Origin of the sequence: Mesorhizobium sp. M7A.F.Ca.US.006.04.2.1, assembly GCF_004022915.1 — a bacterium.
GTDB lineage: Bacteria > Pseudomonadota > Alphaproteobacteria > Rhizobiales > Rhizobiaceae > Mesorhizobium > Mesorhizobium ciceri.
In genome coordinates this window covers 1-15096 of the sequence record NZ_RZQA01000042.1, presented here as the reverse complement: position 1 = coordinate 15096, position 15096 = coordinate 1, and the positions used below count along the sequence as shown (strand labels likewise).

Sequence of the window (15096 nt, the reverse complement as noted above, 5' to 3'; positions counted from 1 at the left end):
GGGCGCCGTCGCAGTCGCAATGGTTGTGGCGGGCGATGTAGCAGGCATCATGCGTCTGGCAGGCCGCATCGAGGCGGTCGGCCGGCCGGGCCGATAGATCGCCGGTGCGGGTGCCGGGGCCGCAATAATTGCCGAAGACGAAAGGCGAAGGCCGCGCCATGGCGTAGCGGATCGGTTTGGGCAGTTCGGCCTCCGGAACCTTCGTCCACGGATTGGCGCAAGCGGAAACGAAAAGCAGCGGCAGGATGGCAAGAACGGCTCGCATGTCTATCCGCGCCAGCTTTCTGAAAGGTTCCCCACCCGGCGACCTGCCCGTGGCCGGCGACCGCACGCCTGATGCCACACTGGCCGGTTTTGTGGCAAGGAAAAGGCGGCACGGCCAAAGCGTATCGCGTTTGATCGGATTCATGCGATGCGCTTTAGCGTCTTAGTTTATGCATGTCGTTCGCCCAAAACCGAGATCAGTTTTGGGCGACATGCCTCAGACGAACAGGTTCCGCTCCCGCTCCACCATCTTGGTGATGAAGCTGGCGACGATCTGAACGCGGCGCAGCGGCCTGACCGATTCGTGATAGACCAGCCAGTAGGCGCGGCGGATCGGCGCGACTACATCGACCGGCACCAATTCCGGCATCGAGCGGGCGACGAAGGTGTGCAGGATGCCGATGCCGGCGCCCGAGCGCACTGCTTCGGCCTGGCCGAGCGCCGAGGAGATGGCGAAACTGGTGCGCCAGTCCGCGCTGAATTCGGCCGCGTAGTCGAGCGAAGGGCTGACAATGAGATCCGGCACATAGCCGATAAGGGTGTGCTGGCCGAGTTCGGCCGCTGTTTTGGGCAGACCATTGGCATCGACATAAGCGCGCGAGGCAAACAGGCCGAGCGAATAGTCGACCAGCTTTCCCGCCACCAGCCGGCCTTCGGTCGGCCGCTCGACAGTGATGGCGATGTCCGCCTCGCGGCGCGACAGGGAGAAGGAGCGCGGCACCGGCACCAGCTGGATCGTCAGCTCGCGGTGCAGGGCGGTCAGCGCGCCAAGGCGCTTGGCCAGGAAGGCAACGCCAAAACCGTCCGGGGCGCCGATGCGCACCGTGCCGGAAACATCGTCGCCTTCGCCTGATATGGTCGAGCGCGCGGCGATCATGTCGCCCTCCATGCGCTCGGCAATGTCGAGGAAGCGCTCGCCGGCGGGAGTCAGCTCGCTGCCGGTGGTCAGCCGGCGAAACAGCTTTGTCCGCAGCGCATCCTCGAGTGCGGCGATGCGGCGTGAGACGGTGGCGTGGTTGAGCTCCAGCCGTTTGGCGGCGCCAAGGATCTGGCCGGCACGCGCCACGGCAAGGAAGATGCGGACGTCATCCCAGTTCATGGGGATGGTCCAGATGACAATCGCTGACGCCGCGTCCTGTGGTGGGAACTCAATCTCTCAATCCCTGCTGCTATCAGACGGGTCTCCGCATTTGCGAGAATTGATGCTCGTCCGTCAACCGCTATCTACTTTCCGCACAACGGTTGCGTTCTCCGTCGCGTTGCCATCCGCCGGCCAAAGGCGGACAATGCAGCATCACAAACAAGGGAGAGAAATCATGATCGATTATGGTCATTTCATCGGCGGCAAGCATGTCGCCGGGACCAGCGGCCGCAAGCAGGATGTCATGCAGCCGATGGATGGCTCCGTGCGCGGCACGGTGGCGCTGGCATCACAGGCGGAACTGCGCGCTGCGGTGGAGAACGCCAAGGCTGCGCAGCCGAAATGGGCCGCAACCAACCCGCAGCGTCGCGTGCGCGTGCTGATGAAGTTTCTCGAACTGGTCGCCCGCGACTATGACGAACTGGCCGACATCCTGGCGCGCGAGCACGGCAAGACGATCGCCGACGCCAAGGGCGACATCCAGCGCGGCCTCGAAGTGGTCGAAGTCTGCATCGGCGCGCCGCACATGATGAAGGGTGAATTCACCGACGGCGCCGGCCCCGGCATCGACGTCTATTCGATGCGCCAGCCGCTCGGCGTCGTCGCCGGCATCACACCGTTCAACTTCCCGGCAATGATCCCGCTGTGGAAGATCGCGCCGGCCATCGCCTGCGGCAACGCCTTCATCCTGAAGCCTTCGGAGCGCGATCCGGGCGTGCCGATGCGCATCGCCGAACTGTTCCTCGAAGCTGGCCTGCCGGCGGGCATCCTCAATGTCGTCAATGGCGACAAGGACGTGGTCGACGCCATCCTCGACGATCCCGACATCAAGGCCATCGGCTTTGTCGGCTCGACGCCGATCGCCCACTACATCTATTCGCGCGGCACGGCCGCCGGCAAGCGCGTGCAGTGCTTCGGCGGCGCCAAGAACCACATGATCATCATGCCCGATGCCGACATGGACCAGACGGTCGACGCGCTGATCGGCGCCGGCTACGGCTCGGCCGGCGAACGCTGCATGGCGATCTCGGTTGCCGTCCCGGTCGGCAACGACACCGCCAACCGGCTGATGGAAAAGCTGATCCCGCGCGTCGAAAGCCTGAAGGTCGGTCCTTCGACCGACTCTTCCGCCGATTTCGGCCCGCTGGTGACGCGCCAAGCCCTGGAGCGGGTCAAGGGCTATGTCGACACCGGCGTCAAGGAAGGCGCCAAGCTGGTCGTCGACGGCCGCGGCTTCTCCATGCAGGGCTATGAAGACGGCTACTATATGGGCGGCTGCCTGTTCGACAACGTCACCGCGGACATGCGCATCTACAAGGAAGAGATCTTTGGGCCGGTGCTGTCGGTTGTGCGCGCGCCGACCTATGAGAGCGCGATCAAGCTCGCCAACGACCACGAGATGGGCAATGGCGTCGCCATCTTCACCCGTGACGGCGATGCCGCGCGCGATTTCGCAAGCCGTGTCCAGGTCGGCATGGTCGGCATCAATGTGCCGATCCCGGTGCCGATCGCCTACTACACCTTCGGCGGTTGGAAGGCGTCTTCCTTCGGCGACCTCAACCAGCACGGCCCGGACGCGTTCCGTTTCTACACCAAGACCAAGACGGTGACCTCGCGCTGGCCGTCCGGGATCAAGGACGGTGCCGAATTCGTCATCCCGACGATGAACTGACCGGACGATTTCCTGGTTGCGCGTCCTCGCCTTCGGCTGCGGTCGCGCGGGCAGGCATCAAGGACGGTGCCGAATTCGTCATCCCGACGATGAACTGACCGGACAACAGATTGATTTTGAATTTGAGGCCCGGGCGCTCGCGCCCGGGCTTTTTTGCAGTCCGGTGACGACCCTATCTGCGTGAACGCTAATGTGATGGAACCAAGTGGGCATCTGCCGTCTTGGTTTGCAGTCCTGCCGCAAGGAGGTACGGCAGATCAAGCAACGGCGCTGGCGACAGCTTCGGGGACATCGTCTGGCGCAAGGAGGTGTCAGATGACCCGTCTTGTGGCAACGCTATTTTTCGCGGCGGTTTCCGCGTTTGCCGCCGTCCCGGCGATGGCGGAGCAATGCGCAGCCCGTGCGGATATGATCAAAGCGCTCGGGGAAAAATTCCACGAAAGCGAGGCTGCGCGCGGCCTGGTCAACCCGAGCGTCATTCTTGAGATATTCGTCTCCGACCAGGGCACCTGGACGATCCTTGCCACCGACACGCATGGTCAGAGCTGCGTCATCACGGCGGGCGAAGGCTGGGACGGTTCGTTGATGGCGGCGGCTGCCTTGCCAGGGACGTGATCCGAGCTTCGAGGAAGCACCGGCGACGAAAGCGCATCGGATTAAAAGACGCTCAGCGCGTCGCCGCCGTTTCGGCGTGGCCGCGCAGCAGCGCCATCAGACGTTTGGCATCCTTGGCCGCGGCCTCCTCGTCGCCGGCAAGGATCGAGCGGATCAGCGCGACATGGTGCTCGGCGGATTCGGCAAGACCGGTCTCGGCCTTGTAGCGGAACCAGAAGCGGCGGCTGTGGGTCTGCAACGGGGCGGCCAAACGGGCGGCGAAGGGATTGTCGGCAGCCAGCGCCAACGCTTCGTCAAGTGCCTTGTCGGCCTGAATGAAGGCAAGCACGTTGCCCGAGATCACCGCTTTCTGCATGGCAAGCGCTGCTTCGTGAAACAGGTCGGCGGCCTCGCGGGTGACGAAGCGGGCGGCCGAGCGGGCCAGCACCACCTCGACGCCGCGACGCGCATCGAGCACGCGCAGCCAGTCGCCGGGATGCAGCGGGGCGATGGCGATGCCCGCGCGCGGCCTGATGTCGAGCAGCCCTTCCCAGGCCAGCCGCTGGATCGCCTCGCGCACCGGTGTCCTGCCAAGCCCGAGCCTGTCGATCAGGGCGCCCTCGGTGACGAAGCTTGCCGGGGCCAGTTCGAGCGTGACGATCATGTGCTCGAGCACATGGTAGGCCCTGGTCGCGGCCGGCTCCGCCGAGGTGCTTGCTGCCGTGGATATCAAATGCGCTCTCCTGATATATCTTGAATATATCATAACGGATTTCGCATTGACAGCGGGTTTGTTAATAGATATACCAGTGATATATCAGATGGAGAGATGATCATGTGGACCGGAGTTTTTCCTGCCGTCACGACCAAATTCACCGCGGATGATCGCCTCGATCATGCCGAGATGGAGCGCTGCTTCAACCTGCAGATGGAAGCTGGCTGCGACGGCATCATCGTTTGCGGATCGCTCGGCGAGGGGCCGATGCTGTCGCCCGATGAGAAGATCGAGGTGCTGAAGACCGCACAAAAGGTCGCCGGCAAGAAGCCGGTGCTGCTGACGGTCAACGAGGCCGGCACACGCGAGGCCGCCAGCATCGCCAAGCGCGCGAGCCGGGAAGGCGCCAACGGCCTGATGGTCGTGCCGAGCCCGATCTACCACACCAATGCGGAAGAGACGGTCGCGGCGCTGCGCGCGGTCGCGCAGGCTGGCGACCTGCCGGTCATGATCTACTCCAACCGGCTTGCCTACCGCGTCGACGTCAGCGTCGACCAGATGGAGGAGCTGGCGTCGGACGAGCGCTTTGTCGCGATCAAGGAATCCTCCGACGACATCCGTCGTTCGACCGAGATCATCAATCGCCTGGGCACTCGCTACGACCTGTTCACCGGCGTCGACAATCTGGCCTTCGAGGCGCTGTCGGTCGGCGCCATCGGTTGGGTGGCCGGACTGGTCACCGCGTTCCCGCGCGAGACGGTCGCCATCTACCAGCTGATGAAGCAGGGTCGCCGCGAAGAGGCGCTCGGCATCTACCGCTGGTTCCGGCCGCTGCTCGATCTCGACGTCTCGACCTATCTGGTCCAAAACATCAAGCTTGCCGAAGTGTTCGCGATCAACACAAATGACCGCGTTCGTATGCCGCGACAGCCGCTGTCTGGCGATCGCCGCAAGTCCGTCGAGAAGATCGTCAAGGATGCGCTCGCGGTGCGGCCGACACTGCCGCAGTTCTGAGGCTTCTTCTTCCTGTTCGCAGGGAGAAGATGGTGGCAGCCAGATAAGGGGCAGCGCCCACGTGCAAGGAAATTCCAAGTCGACAGAAGCGGGGCGCAGCCCCTCATCCGCCCTTCGGGCGCCTTCTCCCCGTGAACGGGGAGAAGGGTTGGACATAGCCATCGTCGGTGGCGGCATCATCGGTATCTGTGCCGCTGCTTCTCTCGCTGAGGCGGGACGCAGGGTCACCGTCTTCGATCGCACAGGCATTTGCGAGGAGACGAGCTCGGGCAATGCCGCCGCCTTCGCCTTCTCCGACGTGCTGCCGCTGGCGCACAAGGGCATGATGCGGCAGCTGCCGAAATGGCTGGCCGATCCGCTCGGCCCGCTCAGCATCCCGCCCGCCTACCTGCCGACGCTTCTGCCCTGGCTGATCCGCTTCTGGCGCGCCGGTGCGCCGGGGAAATACGAGGCGAGCCTTGCCGCTCAAGCAGGCATGATGAAGCTTGCCGAGGCGGAGTGGATGGGCTTGCTCGACCGCTCCGGCACGCGGTCGATGCTGCGCGAGGATGGCTCGCTCGAGCTTTACGAAAGCGAAGCCGAATTTCAGGCCGGGCTGCCCGGCTGGGCGGCGCGTAAGCGTTTCGGCATCGGTTTCCGCCACGTCGAGGGCGAGGAACTGGCCGCCTTGCAGCCGGGCCTGTCGCCGCGCTTCATCAAAGGCACATTCGTGCCGGGATGGAAGACGGTCGCCGACCCGAAACTGCTGGGCAAAGCGGTGTGGACCTATGCGCAGGCCAAGGGCGCTCGCTTTGAGCTGGTCCGGATCAGCCAAGTCGCGGCGGATCAGGATGGAGCGACGCTGACGTTGGCAGACGGCACGACCAGACAGGCCCGGCACCTCGTCGTCGCCGCCGGCGCCTGGTCGCATCTGCTGGCCAAGCAACTCGGCGATCGCATTCCGCTGGAGACCGAGCGCGGCTACAACACCACCTTGCCCACGAGTGCCTTCGACGTGAAGCGGATGCTGATCTTCTCCGGCCATGGTTTCGTCGTCACGCCGCTCGAAACGGGCCTGCGGGTCGGCGGCGCCGTCGAACTCGGCGGCATCGAGCGGCCGCCCAATTATGCCAGGTCGAAGGCGCTGCTGCAGAAGGCACAGAAATTCCTGCCGGGGCTCGATCCCTCGGGTGGGCGCGAATGGATGGGGTTCCGCCCCTCGCTGCCGGATTCAGTGCCCGTCATCGGCGGCGCGCCGGGAAAGCGGTCGGTGGTCTATGCCTTCGGCCATGGCCATCTCGGCCTGACCCAGGCGGCGGCCACCGGACGGTTGATCAGGGATCTTGTCCTGGGGCAGACTCCGCCGATCGATCTGGCCCCCTTCAGTCCGCAACGATTTTGATTTTTTCGGGTTTTTGATTTTCGAGGAGCGTCATGGCCAAGAAATCCTTCTTCTGCATAGACGGCCACACCTGCGGCAATCCTGTGCGGCTGGTCGCCGGCGGCGGCCCGCTGTTGCAGGGCGCGACGATGATGGAGCGGCGTGCGCATTTTCTGGCCGAGTATGACTGGATCCGCACCGGGCTGATGTTCGAGCCGCGCGGCCACGACGTGATGTCCGGTTCGATCCTCTATCCGCCGACGCGCGAGGATTGCGACATCGCCATCCTGTTCATCGAAACCTCCGGTTGCCTGCCGATGTGCGGCCATGGCACGATCGGTACGGTGACGATGGCCATCGAGCACGGACTGATCAAACCAAAGACGCCGGGCGTGCTCAGGCTCGACACGCCGGCCGGGCTGGTCGTCGCCGAATACAAGCAGGTCGGCGACTATGTCGAGGAGGTGCGCATCACCAATGTGCCATCCTTCCTCCATGCCGAGGGGCTGACGGTCGAATGCCCTGGGCTCGGTGAAATCACCGTCGACGTCGCCTATGGCGGCAACTTCTACGCCATCGTCGAGCCGCAGGAGAACTATCGCGACATGGCCGATCATTCGGCGGGCGACTTCATCGCCTGGAGCCCGGTGGTGCGGCAGCGGCTCAACGAGAAATATTCCTTCGTGCATCCGGAAAATCCTGGCATCAACCGGCTGTCGCACATGCTGTGGACCGGTGCGCCGACGGTGGATGGGGCGGATGCCCGCAATGCCGTGTTCTACGGCGACAAGGCGATCGACCGCTCGCCCTGCGGCACCGGCACCTCGGCGCGCATGGCGCAGCTTCATGCCAAGGGCAAACTCAAGGCCGGAGACAGCTTCGTGCATGAATCGATCATCGGTTCGCTGTTCAAGGGCAAGGTCGAAAAGGATGTCAGCGTGGCCGGCAAGCCGGCCATCATTGCCTCGATCGGCGGCTGGGCGCGGATGACCGGACTGAACACCATCTTCATCGACGACCGCGACCCGTTCGCGCACGGGTTTGTTGTCAAGTGATGGGAATCCTGACCTAGCGGAAAGCAACGACCTGAAAAATGGATCGTGCCAAAAACGCAAGGATTCCTTTCATCACCTAATTTTGACGGCGATTTCTTCGAAACGGAGCGCATGATGCGGTCGAATCGTCAAAGACATTGCGTTATGCCAATGGTAGGGTCCGCGATAGTCCAGGGGTCGGATGATGGAAAACGGGCAATCGGGCGGCGTGCTTCGAAAACACGCATGACGATTGAAAAATGACGTTGCAATCCGGGCTCGAAACTTTACGACTAGGGGAAATACGAAAAGGAATGCGTCTGCATGGGCGACATTCCAGGGGAGCCATGTACACATGCAGTACTTTGTCCAGCAGCTTATCAACGGGCTGACGCTGGGATCGATCTATGGGCTGATCGCGATCGGCTACACGATGGTCTACGGCATCATCGGTATGATCAATTTCGCCCATGGCGACATCTTCATGGTGGGTGCCTTCACGGCACTGATCGTCTTCCTCGCCCTTGGCGCGCTGTTCTATTCCGTGCCGGTTGTGCTGGCGCTGCTGATCATGATGATCGTGGCGATGCTGCTCACCAGCCTCTACAACTGGACGATCGAAAAGGTGGCCTACCGGCCGCTGCGCGGTTCGTTCCGACTGGCCCCGCTGATCACTGCCATCGGCATGTCGATCGCGCTGTCGAACTTCGTCCAGGTGACGCAGGGTCCCCGCAACAAGCCGATCCCGCCGATGGTCAGCCAGGTTTACAACATCAACGGCATCAGCGTGTCGCTGAAGCAGATCATCATCGTCGTCGTCACGGCGCTGCTGCTGGCGCTGTTCTGGTATCTGGTCAACAAGACCTCGCTTGGACGAGCGCAACGGGCCTGTGAGCAGGACCGCAAGATGGCGGCGCTGCTCGGCATCGATGTCGACCGTACCATCTCGATCACCTTCATCATGGGTGCGGCCCTTGCCGCGGTCGCCGGCACTTTGTTCCTGATGTATTACGGCGTCATTGCCTTCTCGGATGGTTTCACGCCGGGCGTGAAAGCCTTCACGGCGGCGGTGCTGGGCGGCATCGGTTCGCTGCCGGGCGCGGTGGTCGGCGGGTTGATGATCGGCTTCATCGAGAGCATGTGGTCGGCCTATTTCTCGATCGACTACAAGGATGTCGCGGCGTTCTCGATCCTGGCCATCGTGCTGATCTTCCTGCCTTCCGGCATATTGGGCCGGCCAGAAGTCGAAAAGGTCTGAGACTATGGCCGTCACCGTATCTCCGGAGCGCGACACCGTCGCCACCCCCATGCAGCGCGCATTGCGTGAGGCGCTCTATGCCGCTGCCATATCGTTTGGCCTGTTCGTGCTGTTCATCGGCCTGAAGACCGGCCAGAACATTTCCAATGAACTGGTCCTGACGACACGCTGGGGCCTGCTTGCCGCCGTGGTTATCGCCACGGCTGTCGGGCGCTTCCTCTATGTCGCCTATGGACAGCCCTTCCTGGCCAACCAGAAGATCACCGACGTCGCCACCGGCCTGCTGCCGGCCAGCGTGGCGTCACGCTTCTTCCAGTTGCCGGCCTTCATCGTGGCCTTGGTCGCGGCGGTGGTGTTGTTTGCGGTCAACAGCTCTCTCGTCGGATGGGTGGGAGCGGAGCCGGCGGGCTATCTGCAGTTCCTGCGCGCCTTGTCGGTCATCTATGTGCTGGCCTGCGTGATCTATTATTTCCGCGGCTTCATTCATGCCAACTTCACCAAACTCGGCATTGCCGCGCTGATCCTCTATCCGATCCTGGTGGTGGCGATCCTGTCGCTGATGTCCTGGTCGTTCGTCGGCGGACTGCAAGGCTCGCTGAAATGGGTCGACAATTTCGGCATCCAGATCCTGATCTATGTGATGCTGGCCTGGGGCCTGAACATCGTCGTTGGCCTCGCCGGCCTGCTCGACCTCGGTTATGTCGCCTTCTACGCGGTCGGCGCCTATGCCTATGCGCTGCTCGGCACGCAGTACGGCCTGTCGTTCTGGATCCTTTTGCCGGCCGCCGGCGCCATGGCCGCCTTCTGGGGCGTGCTGCTCGGTTTCCCGGTGCTGCGCCTGCGCGGCGATTACCTGGCGATCGTCACCTTGGCTTTCGGTGAGATCATCCGCCTGGTGCTGATCAACTGGCGGGAAGTCACCAACGGTTCAGCCGGTATTTCCGGCATCCCGAAGGTCACCTTCTTCGGCCTGATGACCTTCAACGTGTCGGACCCCAATTACGTCGCCAAGGTGCTGCATCTGGCGACATCGAGCGCCTACTACAAGATCTTCCTCTATTACCTGATCCTGGCGCTGGCGCTGCTGACAGCCTTCGTCACCATCCGGCTGCGGCGCATGCCGGTCGGCCGTGCCTGGGAAGCGTTGCGCGAGGACGAGATCGCCTGCCGCTCGCTCGGCATCAACACCACCACCACGAAGCTTACGGCCTTTGCCACGGGTGCGATGTTCGGCGGCTTCGCCGGCGCATTCTTCGCCGCACGGCAGGGCTTCGTCAGCCCGGAATCCTTCGTCTTCCTGGAATCGGCCATCATCCTGGCCATCGTGGTTCTCGGTGGCATGGGCTCGCTGGTCGGCATAGCGGTCGCCGCAATGGTGATGATCGGCGGCACCGAGGCGTTGCGCGAACTCGACTTCCTCAAGCAGGTCTTCGGACCGGACTTCACACCGGAACTCTACCGCATGCTGCTGTTCGGCATGGCCATGGTCATCGTCATGCTGTGGAAGCCGCGCGGCTTCGTCGGCAGTCGTGAACCAACCGCCTTCCTGAAGGAGCGAAAGGCCGTCTCAAGCTCCTTCACCAAGGAAGGACACGGCTGATGAATGCGAACCCTGTTCAGAAAGCCGCTTCGGGCATGAACGACGCTATCCTTCAGGTCGATCATCTGTCGATGAAGTTCGGTGGCCTGGTGGCCATCGGGGATCTGTCTTTCGCCGCCAAGCGCGGCGAGATCACCGCGCTGATCGGCCCCAACGGCGCCGGCAAGACCACGGTGTTCAATTGCATCACCGGCTTCTACAAGCCCTCGGAAGGCATGATCACGCTCAACCGGAACGATGGTTCGACCTTCCTGCTCGAGCGGCTGCCCAACCATGAAATCCCGGCGCGCGCCAAGGTGGCGCGCACCTTCCAGAACATCCGCCTGTTCTCCGGCATGACCCTGCTGGAGAACCTGCTGGTCGCCCAGCACAACAAACTGATGAAGGCATCGGGCTACACGGTGCTTGGCCTGTTCGGCTTCAGCGGCTATCGCAAGGCCTCGGCCGAATCGGTGGAGCTCGCCAAGCATTGGCTGGAAAAGGCCGATCTTGTCGACCGTGCCGACGACCCGGCCGGCGACCTGCCCTATGGCGCGCAGCGCCGTCTCGAGATCGCTCGCGCCATGTGCACGGGACCCGAGCTTCTGTGCCTCGACGAGCCGGCGGCCGGCCTCAATCCGAAGGAATCGGCGGCGCTCAACGAGCTGCTGATCGACATCAAGAACACATCCGGCGCCTCGATCCTGTTGATCGAGCACGACATGTCGGTGGTCATGCAGATCTCCGACCATGTCGTGGTGCTGGAGTATGGCCGCAAGATCTCCGACGGCAGTCCGCAGTCGGTGCGCACCGATCCGCGCGTCATCGCCGCCTATCTCGGCGTCGACGACGAGGAAGTCGAAGCGGTCCTTACCGAAGTCGGCGACGAAGATGTCATCGAACAGCTCGATACGGGGCCGGATGCCGCGCACGGTCCGGGAACATCGTCGTCCTATCTCGCCGGGCCGGTGACCGACACGGTCGGCCATAGTTCGGGCGAGCGGGTTACGGTGGCCAAGGGAGCGTCAAAGGCCGGTCAGGTCGACGCCAGGTCGCTCGCCGCGGCAAACAAGGCAGCCTCGCAGGCAGCCGTGCCGCCGGCGAAGGCAAAGCCTGCTCCGAAAGCGACGTCGAAGGCGGCAACCGGCACGGCGGCGAAGTCGACCGCATCCGCCAAGCCTGCGGCGAAGACTGGAGAGATCTCCAACCGGCTGGCTGCGCCTCGCGGCGGCAAGGCCGACAATTTGACCCGCATAAAGGGCATCGGTACGGTCAACGAGAAGAAGCTCAACGACCACGGCATCTTCCACTTCGACCAGATCGGCGCCTGGAAAAAGGCCGACGTCGAGGCCGCCGAAGCCTATCTTGCTTTTGACGGACGTATCGCGCGCGAGGAATGGGTCAAACAGGCTAGGCTGCTCGGCCAGGGCAGGGACACGGAATTTTCGCGCCGCGTGGATGCGGGCAAGGTGGCGACGAGCCATGCTTCCGCAAAGACTGCAAAGGCAGCCTCCGGAAAGACCGCGAGCAAGACCGCTGCCAAGCCCGTGGCGGGCAAGCGTGGAGGGGGCAAGTGATGGCCGCGACAACGCTGCTCGATATCAAGGGCGTGCAGACCTATTACGGCAACATCCGGGCGCTGAACGGCGTCGATGTCACCGTCAAGCAGGGTGAGATCGTGGCGCTGATCGGTGCCAATGGCGCCGGCAAGTCGACGCTGATGATGACTATTTTCGGTGCGCCGCGGGCTCGCGCCGGGACTATCACCTTTGCCGGCACCGACATAACCCAGATGCCGACGCACGAGATCGCGCGCATGCGCATTGCCCAATCGCCCGAGGGCCGGCGGATCTTTCCGCGCATGACGGTGATGGAAAACCTGCAGATGGGCGCCAGCCTCGACAACCTCAAGCACTATGACGAGGACGTCGAGAAGGTGTTCACGCTGTTCCCGCGTTTGAAGGAGCGCATCACCCAGCGCGGTGGCACGCTGTCGGGCGGTGAGCAGCAGATGCTGTCGATCGGACGCGCGCTGATGGCACGGCCGAAGCTGCTTTTGCTCGACGAGCCGTCGCTGGGTCTCGCGCCGCTGATCGTCAAACAGATCTTCGACGCCATCCGCGAACTGAACCGCACCCAGGGGCTGACCGTGTTCCTGGTCGAGCAGAACGCCTTCGGCGCGCTCAAGCTCGCCACGCGCGGCTACGTCATGGTCAACGGCAATGTGACGATGAGCGGCACCGGCAAGGAACTGCTCGCCAATCCGGAAGTGCGCGCCGCCTATCTCGAGGGCGGACACCACTGAGTTCGAAGCGGAATGCGTGCACCGCTATTCCGCTCCAGATTGTTTGTTTGTCGCATGATCTTTGTCCGGAAAGTCCGCAACTTTTCGGGATCATGCTAGGGAGACTTCACCATGCAGGGCATTCTTTACGAGGAACCCTCGATCTGGCAGTTCTTCTTCGTCACCTGTCTGCTCGGCGGCTGGGCGGCGTGGATGACGGGCAAGGCCAGTGCCCAGACGTGGCGCAGCTTCATCCAGCTGTTCGCCTATGTGCTGGGCCTCGGCATCGCGATCCGCTTCATCCATCACGCGCTGTTCGGCGGCACCATGTTCTCGCTGCATTATTATGTCGTCGACACCATCGTGCTGATGATCCTCGGCTTCGTCGGCTATCAATACACGCGCACCAACCAGATGGTGACACAGTATAATTGGCTCTACGAAAGAGCTTCACTCTTGAGCTGGAAACCGAAAGGTTGACGTTCATCATTAACGCCGCCTCGAAATTGAATCGGCGTGACAAGTGCCTGAAAATCGGCAAACTATGCTTTCTGCGATAAGGGTGGGCATCGCATGAAAGCTTCATCCACGCCCACTCCGTTAATGGGAGCGTTTAAATGAAAAAGTCACTTTTGTCCGCCGTCGCCCTGACCGCGCTTGTCGCGTTCGGCGGCAGCGCGTGGGCTGACGTAATGATGGGCGTCGCGGGCCCGATCACCGGTCCGAACGCCGCCTTCGGCGCGCAGCTGCAGAAGGGGGCGGAAGCTGCTGTCGCCGACATCAATGCCAAGGGCGGCATCAACGGCGAGCAGATCAAGCTCGAAGTCGGCGACGACGTCTCCGATCCGAAGCAGGGTATCTCGGTCGCCAACAAGTTCGTCGGCGACGGCGTCAAGTTCGTGGTCGGCCACTTCAACTCCGGCGTCTCTATCCCGGCATCTGAAGTCTATGCGGAAAACGGCATCGTCGAAGTGACGCCGGCCGCGACCAACCCGCAATTCACCGAGCGCGGTCTGTGGAACGTGTTCCGCACCTGCGGACGCGACGACCAGCAGGGCAGCATTGCCGGCGCGTATCTCGCCGCCAACTTCAAGGACGCCAAGATCGCTGTCGTTCACGACAAGACCACCTACGGTCAGGGCCTTGCCGACGAAACCAAGAAGGCGATGAACGCCAAGGGCGTGACGGAAGTCATGTATGAAGGCATCAATGTCGGCGACAAGGACTTCTCGGCGCTGATCGCCAAGATGAAGGAAGCCGGCGTTTCCATCATCTATTGGGGCGGCCTGCACACCGAAGCCGGCCTGATCATCCGTCAGGCGGCCGACCAGGGCCTCAAGGCAACGCTGGTTTCCGGCGATGGCATCGTGTCGAACGAACTGGCTTCGATCGCAGGCGACGCAGTTGCGGGCACGCTCAACACGTTCGGCCCGGATCCGCGCCTGATCCCCGCCAACAAGGAACTCGTCGAGAAGTTCCGCGCGCAGGGTTTCGAGCCGGAAGCCTACACGCTCTACTCCTACGCCGCCGTGCAGGCGATCGCGGAAGCAGCGACCGCTGCCAAGTCGAACGACCCGCAGGCAGTTGCCAAGGCGCTGCATGAAAACGGCCCCTTCAAGACCGTTCTCGGCGACCTGTCCTATGACGCCAAGGGCGACCCGACGCTGCCCGGCTACGTCATGTACGAATGGAAGAAGGGCGACGACGGCAAGTACACCTACGTCCAGAAGATGTAAGCTCGTCAGTCTCCAGACTATTTACGGATGCCCGGCGCCTCGCGCCGGGCATTTTCTTTTGCCATCGTCATGTTCAGCGGCGGCCGGTGGAGCCGATGCTTAGCCGGGCAATGATCGTGCATTAACCGGAAAGCCGGCGCTTTTTTGGCTGTTCGGAGGAATGGGGAGGGTCCTTGGCGCAATGATTCCATTTCAATCGGTTTAAATGCGCGTCAATTTCGTTTGCACTGCAGCATTTTCACGCTAATCATTGCGCCGATTTCTCTTCCTTCCGTCGCTGGAGCCCAGTCCTTGGCCATCACGAAGATCCTCGTCGCCAACCGGTCCGAAATCGCCATTCGCGTCTTCCGCGCGGCCAACGAACTCGGGCTCAAAACCGTGGCGATCTGGGCGGAGGAAGACAAATACTCCCTGCATCGCTTCAAGGCCGACGAGAGCTACCAGG

14 protein-coding genes and 1 pseudogene are annotated in these 15096 nt (G+C 62.7%); 12 read left to right on the top strand and 3 right to left on the bottom strand.

The window, feature by feature from the left end:
- Both EN925_RS04275 and EN925_RS04270 read right to left on the bottom strand, forming a co-directional pair.
- Positions 1 to 265, bottom strand: a pseudogene (locus EN925_RS04275) (hypothetical protein); the annotation flags it as partial.
- 216 nt (positions 266 to 481) lie between these two features.
- A complete protein-coding gene (locus EN925_RS04270; protein WP_013529085.1) occupies positions 482 to 1363 on the bottom strand; it encodes a LysR family transcriptional regulator in 882 nt (293 codons plus the stop codon).
- A gap of 217 nt (positions 1364 to 1580) precedes the next feature.
- Here EN925_RS04270 and EN925_RS04265 point away from each other — a divergent pair, with 217 nt between their 5' ends.
- Positions 1581 to 3077: a CoA-acylating methylmalonate-semialdehyde dehydrogenase gene (locus EN925_RS04265; protein WP_013529086.1), complete on the top strand. Its 1497-nt coding sequence runs from the start codon at positions 1581 to 1583 to the stop codon at positions 3075 to 3077.
- A gap of 315 nt (positions 3078 to 3392) precedes the next feature.
- Positions 3393 to 3692 carry a hypothetical protein gene (locus EN925_RS04260; RefSeq protein ID WP_024502890.1) on the top strand — a complete coding sequence of 100 codons (300 nt, stop codon included), beginning with the start codon at positions 3393 to 3395 and terminating at the stop codon, positions 3690 to 3692.
- Between the two features lie 52 nt (positions 3693 to 3744).
- Here EN925_RS04260 and EN925_RS04255 read toward each other — a convergent pair whose 3' ends face one another.
- The gene (locus tag EN925_RS04255; RefSeq protein WP_050596296.1) at positions 3745 to 4437 is read right to left on the bottom strand and encodes a GntR family transcriptional regulator; all 693 of its coding nucleotides are present in this window, start codon (positions 4435 to 4437) and stop codon (positions 3745 to 3747) included.
- 69 nt (positions 4438 to 4506) lie between these two features.
- Between EN925_RS04255 and EN925_RS04250 the strand changes: the two genes are divergently transcribed.
- From EN925_RS04250 to EN925_RS41600, 10 genes are all read left to right on the top strand, one after another.
- On the top strand, positions 4507 to 5400 hold the full coding sequence (locus EN925_RS04250; protein WP_024502892.1) for a dihydrodipicolinate synthase family protein: 894 nt from the start codon (positions 4507 to 4509) through the stop codon (positions 5398 to 5400).
- Between the two features lie 148 nt (positions 5401 to 5548).
- The gene (locus EN925_RS04245) at positions 5549 to 6781 is read left to right on the top strand and encodes an FAD-binding oxidoreductase (RefSeq protein ID WP_081714252.1); all 1233 of its coding nucleotides are present in this window, start codon (positions 5549 to 5551) and stop codon (positions 6779 to 6781) included.
- Between the two features lie 32 nt (positions 6782 to 6813).
- The gene (locus EN925_RS04240) at positions 6814 to 7815 is read left to right on the top strand and encodes a 4-hydroxyproline epimerase (RefSeq protein ID WP_127384971.1); all 1002 of its coding nucleotides are present in this window, start codon (positions 6814 to 6816) and stop codon (positions 7813 to 7815) included.
- A gap of 334 nt (positions 7816 to 8149) precedes the next feature.
- Positions 8150 to 9052: a branched-chain amino acid ABC transporter permease gene (locus tag EN925_RS04235; RefSeq protein ID WP_013529092.1), complete on the top strand. Its 903-nt coding sequence runs from the start codon at positions 8150 to 8152 to the stop codon at positions 9050 to 9052.
- A gap of 4 nt (positions 9053 to 9056) precedes the next feature.
- Positions 9057 to 10652, top strand: coding sequence for a high-affinity branched-chain amino acid ABC transporter permease LivM (gene livM / locus EN925_RS04230; protein ID WP_013529093.1), 1596 nt, complete (start codon positions 9057 to 9059; stop codon positions 10650 to 10652).
- Positions 10652 to 12208 (top strand): ATP-binding cassette domain-containing protein, encoded by a 1557-nt coding sequence (locus EN925_RS04225; protein ID WP_013529094.1) that lies wholly within the window; start codon positions 10652 to 10654, stop codon positions 12206 to 12208. Before livM ends, EN925_RS04225 begins: the two co-directional genes overlap by 1 nt.
- Entirely contained in the window at positions 12208 to 12936 is a 729-nt protein-coding gene (locus tag EN925_RS04220; protein ID WP_013529095.1) for an ABC transporter ATP-binding protein, read from the top strand. Before EN925_RS04225 ends, EN925_RS04220 begins: the two co-directional genes overlap by 1 nt.
- A 111-nt stretch (positions 12937 to 13047) precedes the next feature.
- Positions 13048 to 13395, top strand: a complete 348-nt coding sequence (locus EN925_RS04215; RefSeq protein WP_013529096.1) for a DUF6867 family protein — start codon at positions 13048 to 13050, stop codon at positions 13393 to 13395.
- Positions 13396 to 13532: 137 nt separating this feature from the next.
- Positions 13533 to 14651 carry a branched-chain amino acid ABC transporter substrate-binding protein gene (locus EN925_RS04210; protein WP_013529097.1) on the top strand — a complete coding sequence of 373 codons (1119 nt, stop codon included), beginning with the start codon at positions 13533 to 13535 and terminating at the stop codon, positions 14649 to 14651.
- A 144-nt stretch (positions 14652 to 14795) separates the two neighbouring features.
- Positions 14796 to 15096 (top strand): biotin carboxylase N-terminal domain-containing protein (locus EN925_RS41600; protein WP_348630316.1); only part of this gene is annotated, 301 nt, incomplete at its 3' end.